This is a genomic window from Acidicapsa borealis (assembly GCF_059115245.1).
Genome location: NZ_JCACNY010000001.1, coordinates 3492921 through 3516168 on the forward strand (window position 1 = coordinate 3492921; position 23248 = coordinate 3516168).

12 protein-coding genes are annotated in these 23248 nt (G+C 59.3%); 6 read left to right on the forward strand and 6 right to left on the reverse strand.

Going from position 1 to position 23248, the window contains the following annotated elements:
* Window positions 1-152: 152 nt before the first annotated feature.
* Window positions 153-833 carry a class I SAM-dependent methyltransferase gene (locus tag AC5S27_RS14365; protein WP_493935253.1) on the reverse strand — a complete coding sequence of 227 codons (681 nt, stop codon included), beginning with the start codon at window positions 831-833 and terminating at the stop codon, window positions 153-155.
* Window positions 834-1215: 382 nt separating this feature from the next.
* Complete coding sequence (locus tag AC5S27_RS14370) at window positions 1216-1488, reverse strand: hypothetical protein (RefSeq protein WP_493935254.1); 273 nt, start codon at window positions 1486-1488, stop codon at window positions 1216-1218.
* A gap of 376 nt (window positions 1489-1864) precedes the next feature.
* Between AC5S27_RS14370 and AC5S27_RS14375 the strand changes: the two genes are divergently transcribed.
* The 6 genes from AC5S27_RS14375 (at window position 1865) to AC5S27_RS14400 (ending at window position 9938) form a co-directional block, all read left to right on the forward strand.
* The gene (locus AC5S27_RS14375; protein ID WP_493935255.1) at window positions 1865-2590 is read left to right on the forward strand and encodes a ZIP family metal transporter; all 726 of its coding nucleotides are present in this window, start codon (window positions 1865-1867) and stop codon (window positions 2588-2590) included.
* A gap of 61 nt (window positions 2591-2651) precedes the next feature.
* Window positions 2652-4439: a chloride channel protein gene (locus AC5S27_RS14380; RefSeq protein WP_493935256.1), complete on the forward strand. Its 1788-nt coding sequence runs from the start codon at window positions 2652-2654 to the stop codon at window positions 4437-4439.
* A 248-nt stretch (window positions 4440-4687) separates the two neighbouring features.
* Window positions 4688-5668 carry a UbiA family prenyltransferase gene (locus AC5S27_RS14385; RefSeq protein ID WP_493935257.1) on the forward strand — a complete coding sequence of 327 codons (981 nt, stop codon included), beginning with the start codon at window positions 4688-4690 and terminating at the stop codon, window positions 5666-5668.
* An 82-nt stretch (window positions 5669-5750) separates the two neighbouring features.
* Window positions 5751-7271, forward strand: a complete 1521-nt coding sequence (locus AC5S27_RS14390; RefSeq protein ID WP_493935258.1) for a hypothetical protein — start codon at window positions 5751-5753, stop codon at window positions 7269-7271.
* Between the two features lie 57 nt (window positions 7272-7328).
* Window positions 7329-8771, forward strand: a complete 1443-nt coding sequence (locus AC5S27_RS14395) for a sensor histidine kinase (protein ID WP_493935259.1) — start codon at window positions 7329-7331, stop codon at window positions 8769-8771.
* A gap of 3 nt (window positions 8772-8774) precedes the next feature.
* On the forward strand, window positions 8775-9938 hold the full coding sequence (locus tag AC5S27_RS14400) for a universal stress protein (protein ID WP_493935260.1): 1164 nt from the start codon (window positions 8775-8777) through the stop codon (window positions 9936-9938).
* Window positions 9939-9948: 10 nt separating this feature from the next.
* On the opposite strand, the gene AC5S27_RS14405 is transcribed toward AC5S27_RS14400, so the two are convergent.
* From AC5S27_RS14405 to AC5S27_RS14420, 4 genes are all read right to left on the reverse strand, one after another.
* Window positions 9949-15201 (reverse strand): cellulose synthase subunit BcsC-related outer membrane protein, encoded by a 5253-nt coding sequence (locus tag AC5S27_RS14405; protein WP_493935261.1) that lies wholly within the window; start codon window positions 15199-15201, stop codon window positions 9949-9951.
* A complete protein-coding gene (gene bcsZ / locus AC5S27_RS14410) occupies window positions 15201-16346 on the reverse strand; it encodes a cellulose synthase complex periplasmic endoglucanase BcsZ (RefSeq protein WP_493935262.1) in 1146 nt (381 codons plus the stop codon). Before bcsZ ends, AC5S27_RS14405 begins: the two co-directional genes overlap by 1 nt.
* Window positions 16347-16493: 147 nt before the next feature.
* Entirely contained in the window at window positions 16494-20933 is a 4440-nt protein-coding gene (gene bcsA, locus AC5S27_RS14415) for a UDP-forming cellulose synthase catalytic subunit (RefSeq protein WP_493935263.1), read from the reverse strand.
* Window positions 20930-23092 carry a cellulose synthase operon protein YhjQ/BcsQ gene (locus tag AC5S27_RS14420; RefSeq protein ID WP_493935264.1) on the reverse strand — a complete coding sequence of 721 codons (2163 nt, stop codon included), beginning with the start codon at window positions 23090-23092 and terminating at the stop codon, window positions 20930-20932. Before AC5S27_RS14420 ends, bcsA begins: the two co-directional genes overlap by 4 nt.
* Window positions 23093-23248: the final 156 nt, after the last annotated feature.

Below are 23248 nucleotides of genomic sequence, written 5' to 3' on the forward strand. Positions count from 1 at the left end.
TCCGAAAACGGTAGAAGATTGATTGTTGGAGTCGTTGTTTCCGTTGGAGCGAGGCAAACGGTTCTATGTGCGATTGAGCCATGCTTAACTGCACTGCGACAGGCTGATTCAACTTCAATAGGGTATGAACGATTATCTCTTCTGCAACGATACTAGACGGTTGCTTTATTCGCTGTGGCGTAAACTATGGCTTTCATTGGGTCAATGAAGGTTTCTCTACCAGCAACCGAGTTGGGATTAAGAACGCTTAGAAGCATTTTCATCTCGGGCTCAGTTCGATAGATCAACTTCCAATCCATGAATGCTTCCATGTAACCCGCGTCCAAAAAACCTGAGAGAAAATTGGCGATGAGAAGCTTACCCCCGGGTCGTAGCATCTCGAACATTCGAGCTACCAACGCTTCAGCAACGGGGGCCTTCAGATAATCGAACAGTCCAGCCGCGTAAACAAAGTCGAATTCGCCTAACGAAAACTTCTTAGCGAGAAGCTGCCTGACTGAGCCCTTCACCACTCTTACAGAACGATGACTGTAGGATCGAGCACACTCATCTAGACTTTGTTCATCTTGGTCGATAGCAACCCATTCGCCATCATATCCTTCGGCGAATACGTCGGATAATTCGACCTCGCGCAGATGTCCAGAAGCGATTGAAAGGATGCGAGGCATTTTTCTTGCTCTACATATTTCGTCCACATTTTTAGCAATTACTGAACGCCTGTGGCGAACAGCCCGTGGAGATATTCCCGCGCCAGCGGTGTAGGTATGAATAGATTTGCCAAGCTGATCCTGATTACGTCCGTCGGCTCCTAAATCGTAGATCATATCCAGCATTACAGCGTCCCCTGAGTAACCGCGCGGCTTGTTGAAGCTTCTATTAGTAAAGGGATCCCTCAGTAGGTCATCGAAGATGGGGTGTTTCCTGCAAACAGTTTGGATTACGGTGTCCCATTCTGTTGAGTTTAACGAGGAGCGAACCTCTGACAGCCCGACTACGAGGGATTCCATAGCCCCTTGCACGTCGCCTGTCAGCAGCGTTGTATGACAGCGATTCAAAAGGTCCTTCGGGCACATTGGTTATTCCTTAATTTTTTGGCTAGTCTACCATCAGAATTGAGTGTCCAATGCAGCTTTTACATGCGGATTCGAATGGGATTGCGTCAGAAAATGACAATAATGCACGCTTAGGACGATTTTATATACGTAGCAGAATCGTTTAGCCTTTCTCTGACGCTTTGGCTTCCATACTGATGGTGGCTCGGATCGTAAGATGGTCTAAATCCCAAGGCACGATCTCGCGCACCGTACGTGACATCGCACTAGGATCAGTTCGAGACTCTTGCCGAGTCACGTCATCGAAATCTTCTCGATTCTCACCCGAATAGCGCGATTCAGTTGATTCATCGGCAACCGCCCACCACACCTCGTCTTCTCCGATAAACAAAGCTTCGCAAAAGGGCATGGCTTCAGCCGGGCCGAAAACTGTCAAGTCGAGAGTAGGGCTTCAGCCCCCGCAAAAATCGCAAATCGATAGCATCCACGCACCTCAGCGCACCTGAAATTTTCTTGAGCGCAGTTGCGTATATTTATTCCCCAGAAGCGTAAACTCATTCCAGATGAAAAGTAGCCCTCGGGCCGCACACACGGTGCGCACAAGAAAAGTGCACAAAAGTGCATCAAAACGCACCAAAAACCGCCCCGATCTCCCTGATTCCGTTGAAGATACAAAAAATAAATACCCCTCCCCCCCACTAGATATATCTTGGGAGCATTTTCAGCAATCGCCAGGGCCGTTCGCAACATCGAATAAGCTCCGGCCAATCTCGCGGGACAGGGCAAGAGAGCCAGCCGTAGTATCCTGACGAATGCTAAAGCTCTCTCTACTCCTCGGAACAGCAGCAGCCCTCGCGGACGTGGCCGGTGGCCTCGTGCTGGTCCGGGCCGAAGGCATCCAGCGCTACCTGCGCTACTTCGTCGCACTCGGCGCCGGCTTCCTCATGGCCACAACCGTCCTCGAAATGCTGCCCGAGAGCCTCAAGCAGGACGCGAAGCTCGCGCCAGTGCTGGTCATGGCCGGCTACTCCGCCGTCCACTTCCTCGAACACACCATCAACGCTCACTTCCACTTCGGCAAGGAAACCCACCACGGCGAATTCATCTCGCAACACACCAGCTACTCGGTCCTCATCGGCCTCGCGGTTCACGCGCTCTTTGACGGAGTCGCCATCGGCTCCGGCTTCGCCATCAATTCCCTGCTCGGCTGGCTGATCTTCACCGCCATCTTCCTGCACAAAGTCCCAGAAGGCTTCACCATGGCCTCCGTCATGCTCGCCAGCGGACGCAGCAGCCGCACCGCACTCTACTCCGCAATAGCACTCGCTGCCGCCACGCTCATCGGAGTCCTCGTCATCGGCCTCGCCCCGCAGATGGTTCGCTACGGCCTGCCCGTCTCCGCCGGAGTAGCCCTCTACGTAGCTGCCACCGACCTGGTACCCGAGGTCAACCGCGAGCCCGGCATCCGCATGGCTCTAGTCTTCTTCGCGGGAGTAGCCGGGTTCCTGCTGCTGCGCATGCTGATGCCCGCGATCTAGTTTCTGGCCTGCGTGTCATCTCGATCTCATCCTGAATAAAATGAGCGAGTAGACTAAAAACATGTCTTTGGTCGCTTCTACAGAAAATCAATATCAGAGAAAATGGCGGAGTGATCGGCGTCTTCGCTGGGTTTCAGACCTGCTAAAGCGGGAAGAACGTGTCTTCCTCGTCCTCTCACTCGTCATCGGCGCCTTGACTGGACTTGCCGTGGTCGCGTTCATCCTGGTGACAGAGCGCCTGGGGACACGGCTCTTTCCGGTCGGCGATGCGGCTGCCCTGCGCCGCCTTTTGACTCCGATCATTGGCTCGCTGGCAATGGGATATCTGCTGTACAGGTACTTCCCGAACGCCCGCGGCAGCGGCGTGCCACAGACCAAGGCTGCTCTCTTCGCGCATAACGGCTTCATTTCCCTGCGCACTGTGCTTGGCAAATTTGGCTGCACCGCGGCGACCCTGGCCAGCGGCATTCCGCTAGGCCGCGAAGGGCCGTCCGTCCAGGTAGGCGCAGGCATCGGATCGGTGCTCGGCCGCTGGCTGGGCCTGAGTCCGGAAAAAGTAAAGGCTCTGATTCCGGTAGGCGCGGCGGCAGCGATCGCTGCGGCCTTCAACACACCCCTCGCCGCTGTGATGTTTGCCCTCGAAGAAGTGATGGGTGATCTTCACGCGCCTGTCCTGGGATCGGTTGTACTGGCATCCGCGACCTCGTGGGCAGTGTTGCGCCTGCTGCTGGGTAACAATCCCCTGTTTCACGTGCCCGAATACACTCTCGTGCATCCGCTGGAGTTTGCCATCTACGCGCTGCTGGGCGTTGCAGGCGGGTTTCTTTCCGTGGCCTTTACACAGACTCTGATACGGATCAGGGGATTTTTCCTGTCGCTGCCGGCCAAAACGCGCTGGTGGCAGCCGGTCGTGGGCGGGATTCTGGTCGGCTCGATGGGATGGTTCGTGCCGCAGGCTCTCGGAGTCGGCTACACCTACGTGGGCGACGCGCTCAACGGCAACATGTTCTTGAAAATGATGCTGCTGTTGATCGTCGTGAAATTCCTGGGTGTGACGGTCAGTTACGCGAGTGGCAACGCCGGCGGCATCTTCGGACCGTCGCTGTTGCTCGGTTCTATGTTGGGCGGAGCCATCGGGACTGTAGCGCATCACTACTTGCCTGGCTACACCGCTGCGCCGGGCGCTTACGCACTGGTGGGTATGGGTGCGTTGTTTGCGGGCATCGTCAGGGCGCCCATGACTTCCGTGCTGATGATCTTTGAAATGACGCATGACTATGCGGTCATTGTGCCTTTGATGATTGCGAACATGACCAGCCTGTTCATTGCATCGCGTCTGCAGAAGGAACCGATCTACGAAGCTCTCGCTCACCAGGACGGCATCCATCTGCCGACTTCCGCCGAACGGGATGAGGGGCAGCAGAGGACCGTTGCCCAGGTCATGCAGAGCAATCCGGAAGTATTGTCAGCAGACATGCCGGCATCGGATGCTCTGGAACGCATGAGCACGGGTTCCGCACGCATGTGGCCAGTCGTCGAGGGTGCGCGATACCGTGGATTGATCAGCCGTGAAAGTGTTGAGGAAGCGATCGCGGGTGGGAACTCGAGTCGACCACTGCTGAGCCTGATGCACTCGGGCAATGTTCCACACATGCATACCGATCAGCCGGCCTACCTTGCCCTGGAGCGCATGAGCAAGTACCAACTGGCTCTGCTTCCGGTGGTGCACCGCGCCGATTCCGGAAAACTTGTTGGGATCGTGACGCTCAAGGATCTCCTGGACTCGTTTGGCGTTGGAGATTCTCTCGAACCGCTCGCTGCCGGAGATTCCGGCAACGCCGTCCCGTGAGCGAAGTTACGAGAGATTCGGTGTAGACGAAGTACGAGTTTTGCGCAGGGCATTGTCACGAGTTGTGTCGAAGAGACGCGTGGTTCGACAGGGATAGACGTGACAATGTCAGTTCAGAGGTGCCAGATCACCGATGCGCAGGAACCGCTTATTTCTCCCTCGCCATCCATACGATCTCGCCGAACCGCCGTCTATACTTACTGAAACGTGCTCATCCAGTTTGAAGGGAACAGCCGGACCAGCGTTGCATGACAGTAAATCTAGAAAGCATCATGATCGGCCAGCTCCCCGTCTCCTGGCGGGACCGTCTGGCGGCTCATTTCCGGATCGCGCGCATTGACCACAGCGTCAAGCAGATCTTCATCCTTCCAGGCATCATCCTGGCGATGGCCCTTACCGGAGAACGGTTAAGCTGGCCGCTCATCCTGCGCATTGGCATCGGGTTGATCTCGGCCACTCTGATCGCATGCAGCAATTACGTGTTGAACGAGATGCTGGACGCACCATTCGACCGCCTGCACCCGACCAAGTGGAACCGCCCTGCAGCGCGCGGACTTGTGCACTTCGGCTGGGGTTATGCGCAGTGGATTGCGATGATGGCCGCCGGGCTGGCACTGGCGAGCACTCTTTCCCGCGGATTTCTGCTCAGCGCGATCGCGCTCTGGGTGATGGGCTGCATCTACAACATTCCGCCGGTGCGCAGCAAAGACCTGCCTTACATCGACGTTCTGAGCGAATCGATCAACAATCCGTTGCGGTTCTGCTTCGGTTGGTACATCGTGACGGCGGCGCTACTGCCACCGCTTTCGCTGCTGCTCTCGTACTGGATGCTGGGGGCTTACTTTATGGCGCTCAAGCGGTTCAGCGAGTTTCGCCAGATCGATGACCACAGCGTTGCGGCGAGCTATCGCAGGTCGTTTCGCTATTACCGCCAGGAGTCGTTGTTGAATTCGGTGGTCTTCTATGCGGCGACGTCCATGCTGTTCTTTGGTGCTTTCATCATGCGCTACCGCATGGAACTGATTGTGGCCTTTCCTCTCGTAGCGTGGCTGATGGCTATCTACTTCGGTTTGTCGTTTCGCCATGAGAGCGCGGTTCAAAATCCCGAAAAGCTGTATCGTGAGCCGAAACTGATGTTGGCGCTGGGATTATGCATTGCTGCATTCGCCCTTCTTTTGTTTGTTGATCTTCCGTGGATAGCGAGCCTTTTCCCAAAATCGCATCCCTAGAAGGCGGATCAAAATTCCTTTGGAATCTGCTTCCTTCAATGTGCCCTGGGAGTGAGACAATTTCGATAGATCAGGAGTACATATGAGGGTGAGCCCCAGTGGGCGCTTCCCGTTTTTGCGCCTTGCCGCCCTCACAGGTGCTGCGCTGGCCATTCACGGATATCACTTAGGCGTCGAAGACGGCGAAATTTATATTCCAGCAGCGAAACGGCTGGTGCATCCGGAACTGTATCCGTATGCGACCGAGTTCTTTCTCTCCCATGGACATATGTCTTTGTTCAGCCCCATACTGGCCTGGACTGCGAAGTTGACCCATTTGCCGATGGACTGGACGATCCTCGGCTGGTATGTTGCAACGCTGTTCGCCATGCTTGCTTCCTGCTGGATGCTGGCTGCAGCCTGTTTCAAGTCTCCTCGGGCGCGATGGAGCGCCGTGATCATTGCAACTGCTGTGCTGACCATGCCCGCCACCAATACGGGTCTGCTGCTGATCGATCCTTACCTCACGGCCCGGTCGCTTTCGACACCTCTGACGCTTTTTGCCCTGGCCAGCTTTCTCGAACGGAAATATGCGCGCGTCAGCGTTGCCACACTCGTCACGGCGGCGGTGCATCCCCAGATGGTGGTTTACCTGGTATTCCTGACAGGCGTCATCTGGCTGTCGGAGCGGAAAAAGGCGCGGGTGGAAGAGCCAGTCCCGGTGATGGCTTCCCTCACCTTTCTGGCCGGTGCGCTTCCCACGGGCTTCCACCTTACGCCCGCAACGGAGCCATACCGGGAAGCACTTTACTCACGAGATTACTATTTTCTCTATAACTGGAGCTGGTATCACTGGATCGGCATGCTTGCTCCGCTGGCGATTCTTGCCTGGTTCTGGCGCGGCAACCTGCGGGGGACTACGGATGGCTTTCGCCGGGTCAGCTTTGCGCTGATTCCGTTCGGGCTGCTTTCGATCGCCGTTGCGCTGGTCTTCTCCTCATCCAGCGCATTCGATATGTTTGCCCGGCTGCAGCCGCTGCGTTCTTTCCATCTGATTACGATTGTGTTTGTGATCCTGCTGGGTGGAATCGCGGGTGAATATCTGGCCAGACGTCGAGCCTGGGTGGTGCCTGCGATTGCTGTGCCGCTGGCGATCGGGATGTTCTTTGTTGCGAAGGAGACGTACGCCCACAGTCCACAAGTGGAATGGCCTTCCTCGACCAGTTCCAATGCCTGGGTGAACGCGCTCCTCTGGGTGCGCGGAAATACGCCAAAGGATGCTGTCTTTGCTGTGGACTCGCGCTATTTCGAGGAAGAAGGCACGGACGTACACGGCTTTCGCGCGGTTTCCGAGCGATCGGCACTGGCGGACTACTACAAGGATGGCGGAGTGGTTTCGCTGTTCCCTGCCCTAGCGCCGGAGTGGAAGCAGATGAGCAACGCCACCTATGGCCTGAATCACTTTACGCCTGCCGACTTTCGGGATTTGCAGCGGAAATATCCCGCAGTGACCTGGACAGTCGTACACGGAACAGCGCCTTCGGGACTCGATTGCCCGTACCAGGAGCGCGGCTACGCGGTGTGCAAATTGCAGCCGGTGGCCACTGTCGCTGAACTACGGTGACGCGACGACTTGGCGATTCATGCTCTATCCCCCAGAATAGGGAATGGAGAACTCGAATTGCTTAACCTGACCCAGCGATTGACGCTCGGATGCACGGTGCTTGTGGCACTGTCGATTACCCTTGCGGTCTGGGTGCACCGCGAACTGGTGCCATTGCACGCAGCCCAGGGCCGCGCCGCGACGATTTTGTGGCTGCTGTCGGGTGCTGCGATCCTGGTCGCAAGTGCGACGCTGATTTTCGTCCTTCGCCCGATTCAGCAGCTTTCCAGGGATATCAGCCGTATCGCCCAGGGCGACCTGGCGCATCGCACCGAGTGGAAGAGTACCGGTAAGACTCCCGACAGCTTCGGCGTCATTGCCAACGAGATGAACCGCCTTGCTGTCCGGCTTCGTGAGCTGCGCGAAACCGAGGCCGGCCGGCGGCAGATGGAGTTTCAGCTTTCGGATGCCGTGCTGCAGTCCATTTTCGAGCCGATTATCGTGACCGATGCCAAGGGCCACGTACTCAAGATCAACCAGTCGGCTGCCGAGGTTCTGGGCGCGGCTGCGACCGATCGGATGGCGCTGATCAACCTGGCCAACACGCCGGGCGGCGACAAGATTCTCGAAGCGATTCGCAATGCTGTGTCGATGCAGCGCGCTGTGGCTGCTGAAGGCGAAGCTGCCATGCTGCCGATGCGGATTGGTGAGCGCGAGCAGAGTTACCGGCTGCGCACCACGCCGATGCGGGACTCCGACGGCCGCCTGCTTGGCGCTGTGACGACGCTTGAAGATGTGACTTCCCTGCAGGACACGGACCGCTTCAAGACACAGTTTATTGCCGTCGCTTCGGCCAAGCTGCGTGATCCGCTGCTGCAGCTGCGGCGGGGGCTGTACGCGCTCACCATGGGCTTTGCCGGCGAACTGCGCCCGCTGCAGGCTGAGCTGGTGACGGGCGCCACGCAGGAGGCTCAGAAGCTGGACGACCTGATGGGCGACCTGATTGAAGTGGCCGAGCTCGACAGCGGCAAGCGCGAGCCGCAGATCGAGCGACTGCGCCCATTTGTCGAACTGACAGAAGCGCGGAACCGCATGACGGATTTGGCATGTTCGCGGGGCATTCGCGTTGAGGTTCATGCCTTTGCCGACCTTTCGTACATTCAGGCCGACCGCCGCGCAGTGCGGACAATTCTCGATAATCTGCTTACGAATGCGCTTCGCTACAGCCCGGCGGGCAGCGAAGTCATGCTTGAAGCGGAGGAACGCAAGGGTTTTATCCAATTCACTGTGCATGACTCCGGCAAAGGTATTGCTGCTGACCGGCTTCCGCGGATCTTCGACCGCTTCAGCTCCTTTTCGGATGGTGGCTCCGGGCTGGGCCTTGCGCTTTCCCGGCGCCTCATCGAATCGCTCGGGGGGCAGATCTCGGTTGAGAGCCGCCTTGGACACGGGGCTACGTTCCGATTTACTTTACCCATCGCCACGGTCGAAGCCGGCCGGCACCCGGTCGAGGTCGGCTAAACCATGAGCACCACACCTCCTGATTTGCAGCAGCTTGACCCCGGCAGCGAACGCGCTCCCGAACGGACCCCGGAACCCGCCCGCCTGCGCATCTATATCGGCGCGGCTCCTGGTGTCGGCAAGACGTTTCATATGCTCAACGACGCTCACCTGCTTCGCGAGCAGGGCGTCGATGTGGTTATCGGTCTGGTGGAAACGCATGGCCGCAAGGAGACCGAGGCGCAGATTCGCGACCTGGAAATGATCCCGCTGCGCCAGATTCCCTACCGCACCGTCCAGCTCAAGGAGATGGATGTGGATGCGATTCTGGCACGCAGGCCGCATACCGTCATCGTCGATGAGCTGGCGCACTCCAATGTTCCGGGAAGCCGGAATCGCAAGCGCTATGAAGATGTGATGGAGTTGCTCGCCGCGGGCATAAATGTGCTCACAGCGGTCAACATCCAGCACTTAGAAACGCTGAACGACGCCGTTGCCCGCTCTGCCAATACGACCATTCGCGAAACGGTCCCGGACAGCGTGCTCAAGCGCGCCGATGAAGTGGTGAACGTCGATGTCACCGTGGATGAGTTGCGCGGACGGCTGCGCCAGGGCAAGATCTATGCTCCGGACAAGGTTGAGCAGTCCCTTGCAAACTTCTTCCGCAAGGGCAACCTGAATATGCTGCGGGAGCTCGCTCTGCGCACGACGGCGGAGCAGGTCGGTTCCCAGGCGGCGCAATACAGGCGCAACCAGGGACTCGAGCAGGCAGCCACGCCGGAGAAGGTGATGGTCTGCCTGTCGACGCGGCCGGGTACGGAAAAGCTGGTGCGCGTTGGCTCGCGCATCGCCGGCCGTCTTGCTACCAACTGGTACGCGGTCTACGTCGACAGCCCAAAACACGACAAGGGACATGGCGATCCGGAGGCTTTTCAGCGCCTGCAGGACACGCAGCGCATGGCCAAGGACCTCGGAGCGCAGATTATTACGCTGAACGATAAGAACATTGCCGATGCGCTCATCCGCTTTGCCCAGCAGGAGAGCATTACGCATGTGGTCTTCGGGCAGTCTGTCCGCTCGCGCTGGGATATTTTGCTGCGCGGCTCGGTCCTGAACCGTTTCCTCGCCGAAGTCCGCGATGTAACGGTTCAGGTTGTTCCGATGCAGAAGCCGATTCGTAAGGGATAAGCCTCAGAGCCTACGGCACCGTCAGCGGGCGCAGCGCGTGGGCATCGTCCGTCTGGAAGAGGCCGGTCGGGCCTGCCACTGTCGAGGGCTGCGACCGAAACAGATAGCGCACGGAGAAACCGGCATTCACGGTCGTATAGTTGCGTGAGTTGTTCGCACTTGCAAATCCGCCGACGAACCAGTGGTCGCTGATGGCGTATGCAACCTGCCCGCGCAGATCGTAGTTTGGTCCAACGCTGGTCAGGGCCGGCAGTGCCGGGGTTCCGATCGGATTGACCTTGGTTAACGGGAAGATGGTCTCGGAGTTCGTCTCGAAGGCCTGTACGCCGAAGCTGCCGAGGATGTTGTAGTGCCAGCGGGTCATGTAGTGGCCGTTCCAAGTGATTGGAATATTGGCCAGGAAGTAGGCCTGCGGACTGAAGTAGCCGCCCATGCCGTAAGTGAATCCCTGCAGGTTCGTCTTGTAGTGCATGCCGAAGAAGTTGGCGCCGACGTTCAGTGTGCCGTATTCAGGCATGGTGTAGACGCGGAAATACGCACCCATCGACCCGTCGATGCGCTGATTGGACAGCACGTTATAGCCGGTAATGTACTGCCCGCCCGCGCCGGCGTAGAAGCCGGAGTTCAGATCGCCCTTGGCGAATTGCAGATTGCCGGAGTTTGCGACTACGCCTCCCCAGACATTACCGGGGTAGAAGGAGGTTGCGGAGTAGGGATCGCGGAGACCGGCATAGGATAGCTGCGTGTCTTTTACCGAGTCTCGGCTGAAGTTGAACGTGAACGGCCCTTTTCCCGGCCGCCATGCCACACGGCCTGTCCAGTTCGAAACCAGAAAGCCGTAAGGTGTGTAGCCACCGGCAATCGCAAAATTGCCGATCGCCAACTGGGCCTCGCCGCCGATACCGGCTGCGTTCTGCTGTGCGGGAGGATTGACCGAGGGATCGTTGGCGCCGCCCGTCGTGCCGTCGCCCGTACCGAAGGGCTCTGGCACGATGCCCGTGGTGAGCGTGACAACCGCATTGCCGTCTGCCTGCCCTGAATCCAGAAAGACCGGACGCGCAATGATGGTGAGCCGTGCCTTGGTGCCGAGAGGAGCCGATGCTTCAAAGGACGCATCGAGCGAATTGAGTCCGTCGTACCCGGCTGCGCCGGTACGATGCGCGATAACGCCAGTGCCGCCGAGCCAACCGCTGTAACCACCCTCAATCTGGCGAAGCTGCATCTCTGCTTCATCCCTGGGGCTCAATACTTCGGGCGCACGGTGTGCGGCACGCGACCAGGGCCCGCGCAGCGGAGGAAGATTGCGCTCCTGCAGCTCCTGATCAGACAGACCGGCACCGGTCGTCTGCTGCGTTCCCTGCGTGGGAGCGTCCGTTACTGGAAGTTGCGGGGTAGGCTGCTGCTGTTGCTGCTGGCCTGGCGCTGTTACCAGGGTTGGGAGCTCTGTGCCACTCGCCGCTTTCGCTTTGCGCCGCTTCGAGGTCTTGTTTCCTGTCAGCTTCGGCGCGGGAGTTTGGGGCTGCTGCGGCACGGGCGGAGCAGGCAAAAGGGCGGGCTGCTGCACGATAGGCTGCGGGGGCGCCTGGCCGGGTTTCTGGGCCGAGTATGCGCCCGCCGCCGCGTCCTGTGCGGAAGGCGTGTACTGCGTGTTGCTGATCGTCGAATTTACGTCCGCTGTGCCGCCGGTGTATGCCGAGGATTGGAGTGTTGCATTCGGCAGGTTGTGGATTGGGTTGGCGGCATAGTTCAGCGCCAGTTGCCCATCTGTCTCCCCTGCGAGCATTGCCTGCGCGCGCGAAGCCGCTGGATTCATGGGCTCGAAAGAGAGCCGTAATCCAGTGGTTGCTGATGCGTCGGGAACATTCCGGGGCGGGGGGAGGGTCGCCTGGGATTGAGCTGGCAGAGAGTTCTGCGGTGGAGTTGTCCGCTGGTAGGTCGGGGGAACCTGTTGCGGGTACGAGGGCTGCTGCGCCTGGAGCGGTCTTGGAGCAGGCAATGCCGGGAGCGGCGCAGGCTGGCCTGCCTGAGATACCTGTGACCCGTTCGATTGCGAACCTGTGTCGATCGAAGAAACGGTATCGCCGCTTTGGGGCAGGTGCATCCGTCCCGAAAAGGTTCCTGTTCCTGTGTCCCGTTTTTGACTCACGCCTGTCGGTTTTCCGGCAGCGCTCGGCTTGACGCCAGGAGTTTTCGTCGAGCGATTCGAGGACTGCGGAGTGTAGGGCGGGATGGGCGTGTTCGGCTGCACGAGCTCCGATGAAGGGACTGGAGTGGTCGTGGTCGTTGGTACCGGATAGACGGGGGCGCGTCCCGGAGTGATACCCCGGGAGGAATTTGTCTGGTTCGGCGCGAGCACTACCGGCGAACCGGGATTATATGGATCCGCACCGTAGCTCGGCAGTGGAGGCAGATTCGTCCTGCCCGTCTTCGAGACCGGCTCCGCGTCAGGATTCAGTAGGTTCGCCAGGTCATTCGGGGTGGCCGCCCGGCTGTTCGGCTTGACCGGCTCCGGATTCATCAACTGGTGCGCGAGCCGGTTTGCCGGGGTCACTTCGGGCATGGCCGCCAGGGAAGCGCGCCAGTAGTCGGCGGCACGCGCATTGTCTCCGCGGGCCTGCTCGAAACGCGCTGCTTCCGCCAGGATCGCGGCGTCGCGCGGATACCTGTCGAGCGCCTGCCGCAGCCATGTTTCGGCCTGCGCCTTGTCGTTTGCGGCAAGAGCGGCGGCGATGGCTCCCTGGAAATCTCCGGCGGTTGCGTCCTGGAAGTCTACTTCTTTGAAGATTGCCAACGACTCTTTTGTCTTGCCAGCCTTGAGATATCCACCGGCGACTGCCTTGCGCACACCAACATTGTCCGGGAAGGCCTGCGCTGCGGCATCGAGAATGTCGATGGCCCGCTGGTTGTTGCCGTTTTCGAAGGCTACCGCGGAACGCCGCACACTCCAGTTGGCCCAGAGGCCCTGGATCGTCTCGCGCTGCGCATTGGTCAGGTCTTCGCGAGCGCCCAGCTTCATGAGCGCGGGATAGAGCGCCCTGTCGTTGAAGGTGTTGTAGAGCAGATAGGCGTTCTGAATCTCGACGTCGGCTGGAGGCGTCTGCTGCAGCTGCGCGTAGTGCTTTTCGACGCGGTTGAAGAGCGCGATGGCGTTGACCGTGTCTCCCGCTCCGGCGTAGAGGCTTGCCTCACTCTGCTCGAACTGCACATCGTTCTCGAGCTGCTTGCGAATGGCTGGAGGGATCAGCTTGATCTCCTGCAGCGCCTCGGCATCGCGATGGGTCTGCTGCATAGTTCCAATCAGGCCGCGCCAGGCGTCGAGGTTGTCTGGATGCGCTTCGAGAATCTGGTGATAGAGGGCGTAGGCCCGGGCGGCGTCATTCTGTTGCAGATAGATCGAAGCCAGCTGAATCTGAGCGCCGAGGGCGGGCTGGCCGCCGGCCTGCGCCTGCAGCTTGGCTGCGCGCTCCAGCAGGCCTTGTGCGATTTCGAGCTGGTTCGACTGCTGGTAGATGGAACCGAGCATCGTCAGGAATCCAACGTCGGTCAATGCGGCCTCGTACGTGTCGGGCGGCATCTTTTCGACCAATGCAATTGCGTCGCGGTCTTGTTCAAGCTGATGCTCTGCGGTGACCAGTCCCATCCACGCGGGAAGGCTGCTGGTATCGTCGCTGAGCACCTGCTTGTAGAGTTCCGCGGCCTGATCGTAGCGCTTGGCCTGCATCAGGATTCCGGCGTACTGGAGACGGGTTCCAGCCTTGAGCGTGGAACCGTCGTCGGGGAACGGGAGAGCCAGCGCCTGAGCCAGCACCTTCTGGGCCGAAGCATCATCGCCCTTGGCCTGATAGATGCTTGCCAGTGTCTGCAAATAATCCGGGTCGCTGTTCAACTTGGACTTAACCCCGGCCGGAAACCGCTGCATCAGCGCAAGAGCCTGCTGGTTCTGATGGTTTCTCGCGTAGGAGAGGAATAAGCCGCGCCAGGCATCCTGATTGCCGGGTTGAACCTTGAGCATCTGCGTATAGAGGTCGGCTGCTTCCGCCCATTGCTGGTTCTTCGAGTACACACCGGCCAAGCCGTTCAGCGCCTCGGGGCTACGCGGACGCATCTCCAAAGCCGCCTTGTACTTCTCCGCAGCTACATCGAGCTGGTTGACATCGAAGCTGAGCGAAGCCTCGCCCATGGTGTACCAGAATCGCGAAGTCGCCAGCCCTTCGACCACCGAGTGATCGCGGAAGCCGTTCTGCTCGGCGCGGACGAGGTAAGTGATGGCCTCGCCGAAATTGTTCTGCTGCATGCGCAGAAAGCCCATGCCAGCAGCGGCACGTGCATCCTTGTCATCGTCGGCGAGCATGGCCTGGAAGCGTTCTTCTGCTTCCTGCAGACGGTGCGCATTCAACGCGGCAAATGCTGCCTTTTCTGCCGGAGTCCGCGCAATGCCTGCGTTCATCTCGGCCAGCTTGCCTTCGTTGGCCTTCAGCCTGTCTTCGAGCTCTGTGTCACGAGGATGCGACTTGAGATACTCGCGCAACTCGGCGGCGGAAGTGGGGTTGGCAGAATCCCAGATCAAGGCCTGGCGTAGCGCGTTCTGGGCGTCGGAATTGTCCGAGTGCTCGCGCAGAATCTTGATGCCCTCGGCGCGGGTCTTTGCGTCGTAGGTGAGCATCCGGCCCAGGGTCACGATGAACCGGGGATCGCCCGGATTCCGAGCGGCTCCGGCACGCATTGCGTTCAGTGCTTCCTGTTTGCCGTTCGGAGTGGCATAGAGCGTTTCGTAGTAGGCCAGCGCAATGTCGCCGTCCGGCGGATGGTCGCCATAGTACTCGCGATAAATCCTCATTGCTGCTTCCGGATTGCCCGCCTTGGCCAGCGCTCCGGCCTGTCCCAACCGCACGTCGCGGGTCTTATTGCTCGATAAGCCTTGAATGCGACTGATGTTTGGGTCGCTGGGGTTGATCTTGCGGAGCTTGTCCAGAGCCGCATCGGAGGCGGACGAGTTGCCGCTGAGCCGGTAATCCCTGGCGACCCCTTGAAGGGCGAGCTGATTGTTCGGATCGGCGGCCAGGATCTGCTGCCAGACCTGGACTGCGATGTCGGGACGGCCGCGATTCTCCAGTGCTTGCGCCTTCTGGATCAGCGTTTTTTCCGCGTCACTCTGCTTCGGCACCTGCCCGAAAGCGGGAGCCGAACTCGCTGCCGGCATCGCGAGGCACAACACCGCCGCGACCACCCGCATAAGTAAACGCCGTTGTTGGCCCTGTCGCATTAGCGACTCCATCGTACTAGTAGCTCCCCACTGCTTCCAAACTGAAAGCGCTTCTCCATCCAGCCGGTTCCAAACAAAGCTAGATTCTGATCGTAATACGTCGGACCCGATCCGTAACCCTGTCCGTACAGATTTGATTTTTCATCGAGTTGCGATTTTAGCCGCACCATCTGTTGGGCAACCCCTGCGTCGTTCGAAACACTCTGCAAATATGGCAAGAGTGCCGCGGAAAATCCTACCGGACCGGGCTGGCTCTGGGCTGAACCGTCGCTGTTGATTTTCTCTGGCGGGGCCGGATAATGCTGCAGATAAAAGTTCATGCCTGGCACTGCCTGCAACATCTTGCTCTTCTCCGTATTCGAGTTCGCCAGCATGCCTGCCCAGAGATAGACGCGAATGGCGTCATAACTGCCCAATGGCGGGGGCGCCTTTTTCCCGTTCGCCTGGCAGGGAGAGAATCCTTCGCCGGGCGTGTAGCAGACCCAGTCCATCGCGAAACCGTTTTTGGAGCTTTTCTGCAGGAGTACCGGCACCATCGCCGCCACGTCAGCCCACGGCCCGGCAGGGTCAACGGCTGCCATGCGGTCCAGCAGGAAGACTGGCGAGTAGCTTGGGTTCAGGACGTAGCTGTGGCCGAGCTTGAAAGCAATGGTTGGACCCGGCAGCAGAGCGGGTCCAAAGCCTGGAAGCGTGGTGACCTCCTGGTGCGCGATCATTCGGGCTATCTTGCGGCCGAGCTGGGCATATCGCTGATCGTTCCAAAGGTGCCCAGCCTCGATGAGATCGTAGGCAATCCACAGATCGGAGTCCGAAGCCGAGTTCGCGTCGAGGACGCCCCAAGTGCCGTCCTTTGCCTGACCCCAGCTCCACGACGGCAGGTGAGCGCCCAGATCGCCCTTGCCCAGGTTGCTCTCGGTCCACGCCAGCAGCTTGTCGAAGTGGGCGCGGTCGTTGTTCACCAGCGAAAAGAACATCGCGTAGCTCTGGCCTTCGGAGGTCGTGCGCCCCTCGCCCTGCGGATCGATGACGCGGCCGTCGCCGCTGATGAAGCGGCCGGCGTACGCCTGCCAGAGCCGATCATGGTCGGTCTGCGCGCTGGTGCGTTGCGCTCCGCTCAATCCAAGCCACCCGAGTAAACCTGCCATTGCGATTCCCCGTAGTGCCCGTCGATTCAATCCCAGCATGAGAGCGCTTCTCCTAATACTGCCGCGATGTTGTGCAGCTTTCCCGTTCGATTTGCGGAATCGCTGCGAAGCCAGCATCCTGATTTGAAAATCTTTCGAAGAAACGCCCTAGTTGTCGTCCAGTTGCAGCCGCTTCCGGGCATGCGTACGGAGCCAGATGCGAACCCAGATCGCCAAAACAAAGGAGAGTCCCAGCGCGCCCAGAGCCGCCAGCCATGGCACCGTCGTAAACCAGTTTGTCAGCCTGGTCCAAAGCGGCAGCGAGCCGATGAAGTATTTGCTGTTGCCGATCTTGAATGACTGGAACAGCGAGCCATGCAGTACCGAAACGGAGCCGCTGATATCGCTCGCCTGCTGAACCTTCAGGAAAGTGGTCAGGAAGTTGTCGTAGGTGGCTGCGTCCTTCACGTTGATGACGACGACACTGCGCCCAGCCAGATAGGGTGACTCTGCACCTTCAATGACCGAGTCAGGAGCTCCAGAGGCAGTCAGGTCGCCGGAGTCTGTATGCTCCGGCGCGGGAATCTTCCACCAGGCCCGGTGCGGCAGGCCGAACAGACCTTCCGTGTCTTTCAACTGGACCTGGCCGCCGCGTACGTTTACCGGGAGGCTGGTCTGCAGCTTTTCGAATCCGGGCTGATCGTCGCCCGTGCCGAGCACCAGGAAGTCGGTATTCGCGCCAGCCTTCATAGCGTCTGAACCATCGACCTTTACGCGAAAGACCGGCATGCCTGTCTGGCGGCCGAAGTGGCCCATCAGGGTAAGGAACAGTTCCAGCTCCTGCGGTGTCGGCAGGGACGGCAGGATGACGGTTGTCTCACTCAGATCCGCACGGCGGGTGAAGGGAAAGCCGGCATTGGCGAAGATCTCAAGGTTCGGCATCTGCGCATAGTGAGCGTAGCCGCGCAGATCGAGGAAGGTATCCTTCATGATCGCGCCCTGCATGTTGATCGGCGTGGTGTCGGTGCAACCGCCCTTCTTCACCAGTTGGAAGGTGAAGTCGAAGGAGAGCGAGTTCGAGAAGGGTCGCAGGTTGACGACCGGCACCGGAACCCGCTTGCTCATCACCTTTGAGGCTTCAGAACTAGGCGTCAACGGCAGCGATCCGAGGAACGCATTATTCACACGCACCTGGATGCTCGAGATTGGCCCGATTGGGATTGGGTTATACCGGTAAACCATGTTCAGCTCGGCATTGGGCTTGCGCTCGCTGTAGTAGATGTCTGGCGGAACGCGGAAGTAGACATTGACAGGCGCTGAACCGTCGCCCTGCAGTGAATCCGCGGAGGCGTAGTCCCATAGGGGAATCGATCCGTCAATACGCGCCCATCGCGGCGCCTCATCTACGCCTGGGCTGTCGGGCAACTTGAGCGTGTCCCCTACCTGCACGACCGAGCCTTGGAGAAAGCTCGAATGCAACGCTACCGCCTGAGCCGCGATCAACAATTGGTCCGCATCGGCTCCCGTAACGATGAGTACCTTGCTGTACGGATCGCTGGGGTTGGGCTTCATCGCCACGGTTGGCCCGGTGATCGTGCCTAGATTCAGGCCTCCCGGCAGAGTCGCGGGATTCTCAGCAATGATGATCGAGTTCCCTGCCGGCACCGCGCCAATGTAGGTCGGAAAGCGCGCCGGACGATTCTCGGACTCCATGCCAAAGTACGAGGTTACGATGCCTGCAGCCTGAATCGCTTTCGTCGAAGGAGCAGACGGGAAGAGCACCGGTATCTTCGGCGAGGAGATCGTTTCCGTATCCAGAAACGGAAGCGGCAACTGCTTTACGTCATCGCTCAGCGGCAGAACGTCGCCTGAAAAGTCTAAGTATGTCGAAGTGCCCACACGCGCCCACAGCGTCGTGTTCGAAGGGTCTTCGCAGACCATCACATAATGACCGATAAACTCCATGGTCAGCGTATTCTTCCGTACCAGGAGTTCGGCTGGGATTGAAATATCGGCTTCTTCCTGCTTGCCTGCGGAGCCCGGGACTTGTCCGGGCGGAATCGGCAGCGTCGCAAAGAGCGTTCCGTTGACCAGCAGTTGCATGTGGCTCAGCGCGGGCAACAGGCTCGGAGAGAACGTGTAATAGATGTGGATCTTTGCAGTCTTCACCACGTGCGTTTGCGGGAGTGTGAAGAAGATCGTGTTCTGGCTGTCGATGCCGTGCATCTCGATCGTGCCTGATCCTGCCTCGGCCAACGTAAAGGTATCGCGAAACTGTCCTGCAGGCATCGGCGCAGCCGTAGATTTCGGCGTGGCCGACTGCGGCAGCGCCATGTTCTGCGCTGCTGCCGCACGACCAGCAAAAGCAGCGAGGAGACCCAGCGGCAGGAGCATCCAGAGCAGCATGTGTGCTGCCCGAGTTGCGCTGACTGCAGCCTTCTTGCCTTTGGCCTTGGGCGCGGCTTTCGCTTTCTGCTTGAAGAACAGGCTTACGAAGGTCATCTTCAGACCCTGGAAGGAAAGGTAGAAGATGCGTCCCAGGCTCTTCATCGGCTGATCTACCTCGCGGCTTTCGCCCCAGCCCAGCCATGTGTCCGCGCGCGAGTACAAGAGCACCGTCAGCAGTTCCTGCTCCGGTATGGTTAGTTCGTTGAACTTGGCGCGCAGTGTCGTGCCATTGCTGAGAACCAGGGTCACAGGCAAATCGGCCTCCACCGATGAAGTAGGAAAGTAAAGCTTAGCCAGTGCGCCCGGCTCAATCTCGATTGGCTCATCCATCCGTACCGCTGTCCCGCCGCTCGACATATCGATCGTCTCGCCACGCAGCGAACGCCCATCGGGCATCTTGACGAAGACCTCGGTCACGATCTTGATGCGCACATGACCGCGCAACTGCTGCATCTCCCGCGAAACCGCCGAACACACGCCCAGCACAATGATGTTGAAGAAGCACCAAATGCAGTTCATGATCACCGTGCCCGGCCTGTCACGGTCCCAGATAAAGAATCGCGGAATGGCTACAACGAGGCCGAGGAAGTTGAAGAACAGCAGGACGAGGAACGGTTGCGCAATCTTGACATCAAAGAAGCTGCGCTTCACGATGCCGCCCTTGGCCGTCACGTTGAACTTTCCCAGTTTGGGGTTGATCAGCGCCAGCATGGTTGGCAGCAAAATATACGGCGACAAGACCGTCTCATAGATTTCGTTCCAAAACGAGTGGCGGTGCTGCCCCTGGATGCGCGAGTTCGTGATGTTCGAAAGCGTGAGATGCGGAAGCGCATACGCCAGAATCGCAGCCCAATATCCGGGCACGTTGGTGTGCGACAGAAGCAAATAGATCAGCGGCGCCGTAAGGAAGATCAATCGTGGCAGCGGATACAGAAAGTGCGCCATCGCGTTGAAGTAGCAAAGCCGCTGGGCGAAATCGAGCTTGGGCGCAAAGAGCGGATTGTCTGTGCGCAGGATCTGGATCATGCCGCGAGCCCAACGGATGCGCTGGCCGACGTGCGCTGACAGACGTTCCGTCGCGAGGCCGGCAGCCTGCGGGATGTTGATGTACGCGGTGTTCCAGCCGTTGGACTGCATGCGCAGCGAGGTATGCGCATCTTCGGTCACTGTTTCGACGGCGATGCCGCCGATCTCATCCAGCGCCTCGCGCCGTAGTACTGCGCAAGAGCCGCAGAAGAATGTCGCATTCCAGAAGTCGTTGCCGTCCTGCACGATGCCGTAGAAGAGTTCGTTCTCGTTCGGAATGACATGGAACTGGCCAAGATTGCGCTCGAACGGGTCCGGCGAATAGAAGTGGTGAGGCGTCTGCAACATCGCAAGATTGCGGTCACGCAGAAACCAGCCAATCGTCATCTGCAGGAAGCTGCGCGTCGGCACGTGATCGCAATCGAAGATGGCCACGTAGGGCGAGGTCAGACTCTTGAGGGCTGTGTTGATGTTGCCTGCCTTGGCATGGAAATTGTCCGGACGGATCTTGTAGCCAACACCTGCCTGAAACGCAAATTCCTCGAACTCCTTGCGCCGTCCGTCGTCGAGGATGTAGACATGCAGCTTGTCGGTCGGCCAGTCAATGTTGAGTGCTCCAAGAGCGGTATAGCGAACGATTTCGAGCGGCTCGTTGTACGTCGGGACCAGGACATCAATATGCGGCCATTCTTCTGTGTTCTCTGGGAGAGGCATCGGCGCGCGGCGCAATGGCCAGATGGTCTGAAAGAAGCCCAGGAAGAGAATGACAAATGCGTAGCTCTCGGCGAAGACCAGCGACATGATGAAGAACGCATCGAGCGCTCCCCAGTGGTTGGCGGGGTCCTGAAAGAATGCGATCGTCCCCGAAACACGCCAAAAGCCATAGCGAAAGGTCGCGAAGAGCGACAGCAGCATCAGCGTCAGCGTCACGAGGTACGACTCGGACGTGCGCCCCAGTGCCAGACCCATCAGCAGGGTCAGCAGACCGCAGACCGCCTGCTGCGGCCAGGTCAGTGGCAGCGATGCGAAGAAATAGAACATCACGAGTGCCGCGATCAGGAAAATGAAACGCAGCAATTTGTTGAGAAATGTCTCTCCGGCACCAATGTCATGCCAGATCTGCGTTACGCTCATCGTTCACTCCAACGCACGCCCCGATACGTTTGCGTTGCAGGCGCAGAGAGACTCCGGACCCATTCAGCCAGATGCGCGTAATCCTCGGCCACCGAGGCAGTTGGAGCGTAATCGATCACGGTCATTCCTTCAGCAAGAGCCTCACTCACCGCCGGACTGCGGCGCAACGCGAACGGCAGCAAGCGTTCCCCGATCTGTTCGCGCAGAATCTCCCGCACGTCGAGATGAAGCGGCAGTGAATAATCAAATTGATTCAGTACATAGTACGGCAGAATGGGCTTACCATTCACGCTCGCCCCGTTGTGACGAAAGAACGACTCAATTGCGCCCACGCTCACGACAGAGCTCATATCCGGCGCCAAGGGCACCAACACTACCGGACCCATGCGCAAGATACGGCGCGTTGTCGCGCCTGAGGCTGTTGGCAGATCGATGAGGATGCGATTCACGCCCCGGCTGTAGCGCATCACTTCCTGCGCCAGCCAATCCTGGCTCTGGGCAGCCTGATTTTGCACCGCGTGCAGCACCTGCTGCAGGCTCTGGTTCGGGTCTTGATTGACGGGCAACTGCTGCGCTTCTGCCGGGGGCGCTTCCGGATCCAAGGTCACAAGCTGGATCGGCGCGTCCACGCTCGCGCCCGGCGGGTTAAATGTCCTGAGCTGTCCTGGCCGCTGATCTCGCGCTCCGAAGAAGAACGGCAGCAGACCATACGCGGCGGTATCCACGAGCAGAACCCGCTCGCCCCGGGATGAAAGCGCTCGTCCCAGAGAAGCCACCAGGCTGGTCTTCCCTACTCCACCCGCAAGCGAGAAGACAGCCAACACCGGTACACGCGCAGGAGGCTGCTGGGGCTGCTGCTCGACGGGAGCTGCCTGCGGGTCAAAGACGCTTTTCAGCGCATACCAGCGGTTGGCTGCCCGCTCCCGCGAACTCGTCAGCGCATCTTCCATCGGAGCCGGATTCGCGGGCATGTGTCCCGGATTCACAGCGTACGACGGGCCGATCCCCGGCCCATAAGGCGAGGAGTTCTGCGGTTGAAGGGCTGGAGCAGGAGGCGGCGCCTGTTGATGCACCGGGGGCTGAAATGAAGGCTGAGGTGGAGCTTGAAACGTGGATTGAGCTGTTGATTGAAAGAAAGGTTGCTTCGGTGCCTGCACCGGCACAGCTGGAGGGGCCGGCCGCTGCGATTGAGGAATCCGGGGAGCAGACGGGACCGGCTGTGCTTCCTGCGGCTCCGGAGCCAGCCAAGCCGGACGGGAAGCCATCTCCTGCGACTCACGCGGGTCGGGCATGGACCATGGCGAACCGGAAAACTGTTGTTGCGAAGAGGACGGATATGGATTGGCGGGAAACTCCGGCTGATAGCTGGTCCCCGGATAGGATGGCTGCCCCTTTCCCTGGTCGGAATCATCGGGATACGAGGCAGAAGCCGGCGGACTGGTGAAGCCCGCGCCAGCTGCGTTGCTAACCTGAGCAGATCCCAGGGGCGGGTAGGGCGAATTCGGAAAGGTCTGGCCACCCGGACGAACTGACGTCGCGGGACGCTGCGCCGCTGGCGGTTGCACAGGCCGAGTTGCGGGAGCCTCCGGAAAATACTGCGACGGAGACACCCCCCGTTCGCTGGTATTCGCGGGGTACTGTGGACGAACCTCGTACCTGTCGGCCAGTACGTTCTCCACCTCAAAATTGGCAACCGGATGAGCCGGCTCCTCGACGGGCATCCCATGGCCCGCAAAGGAGCTCGAGTAATCAACCTGATAAGCTTCCGGAGCAGCAGGCTGCCAGGATCGTTGCAATGCCGCTTGCCGCTGGGCTTCCTGTGCTGCCAACACTGCCTGGCGCTCCGCTTCGGCCTGACGCGCAATCTCCGCGATCCGCTCCGCCTCGGCCTGGCGCGCGGCCTCCGCGGCTTCGGCGGCCAGACGAGCCGCGATCTGCGTCTCTTCCTGCGCCTTGCGCTCGGCCTCTTCTTCCTGGCGTTTGCGCTCCGCAGCTTCGGCCTCTTCTACCCTCAGCCGGGCCTCTTCCCTGGCCTGAGCCCGGGAGGCAGAGAAATCCCGATATTTCGCCCCATGTAAATTGGCCCACGAATAAAGGGTCGCCACATCGTCCGGCGTCGTCGCTTCACCCGAGTCGTTCGGCAATTTGGGATCGGTCATACCCACCTGCGAGTCTCCGTTGCTGCTTCATGGAACTCAAACCATATTCAACCGGTGCATGCCCAAATCGTACGACGAATCGCAACCGGAACAGAAATCACTATTTCTGCTTGTCCAATCCTCATATCCCGGGGCTGCTCATCCAGGCGTCCGGTT

Bases quoted from the DNA above. Each gene is read 5' to 3' on its own strand.
- AC5S27_RS14420 (WP_493935264.1), bottom strand. From the start codon at position 23,092: ATGACCGATCCCAAATTGCCGAACGACTCGGGTGAAGCGACGACGCCG.
- bcsZ (WP_493935262.1), bottom strand. From the start codon at position 16,346: ATGGCAGGTTTACTCGGGTGGCTTGGATTGAGCGGAGCGCAACGCACC.
- AC5S27_RS14365 (WP_493935253.1), bottom strand. From the start codon at position 833: ATGCTGGATATGATCTACGATTTAGGAGCCGACGGACGTAATCAGGAT.
- AC5S27_RS14385 (WP_493935257.1), top strand. From the start codon at position 4,688: ATGACAGTAAATCTAGAAAGCATCATGATCGGCCAGCTCCCCGTCTCC.
- AC5S27_RS14400 (WP_493935260.1), top strand. From the start codon at position 8,775: ATGAGCACCACACCTCCTGATTTGCAGCAGCTTGACCCCGGCAGCGAA.
- AC5S27_RS14375 (WP_493935255.1), top strand. From the start codon at position 1,865: ATGCTAAAGCTCTCTCTACTCCTCGGAACAGCAGCAGCCCTCGCGGAC.
- AC5S27_RS14380 (WP_493935256.1), top strand. From the start codon at position 2,652: ATGTCTTTGGTCGCTTCTACAGAAAATCAATATCAGAGAAAATGGCGG.
- bcsA (WP_493935263.1), bottom strand. From the start codon at position 20,933: ATGAGCGTAACGCAGATCTGGCATGACATTGGTGCCGGAGAGACATTT.
- AC5S27_RS14390 (WP_493935258.1), top strand. From the start codon at position 5,751: ATGAGGGTGAGCCCCAGTGGGCGCTTCCCGTTTTTGCGCCTTGCCGCC.
- AC5S27_RS14405 (WP_493935261.1), bottom strand. From the start codon at position 15,201: ATGCGACAGGGCCAACAACGGCGTTTACTTATGCGGGTGGTCGCGGCG.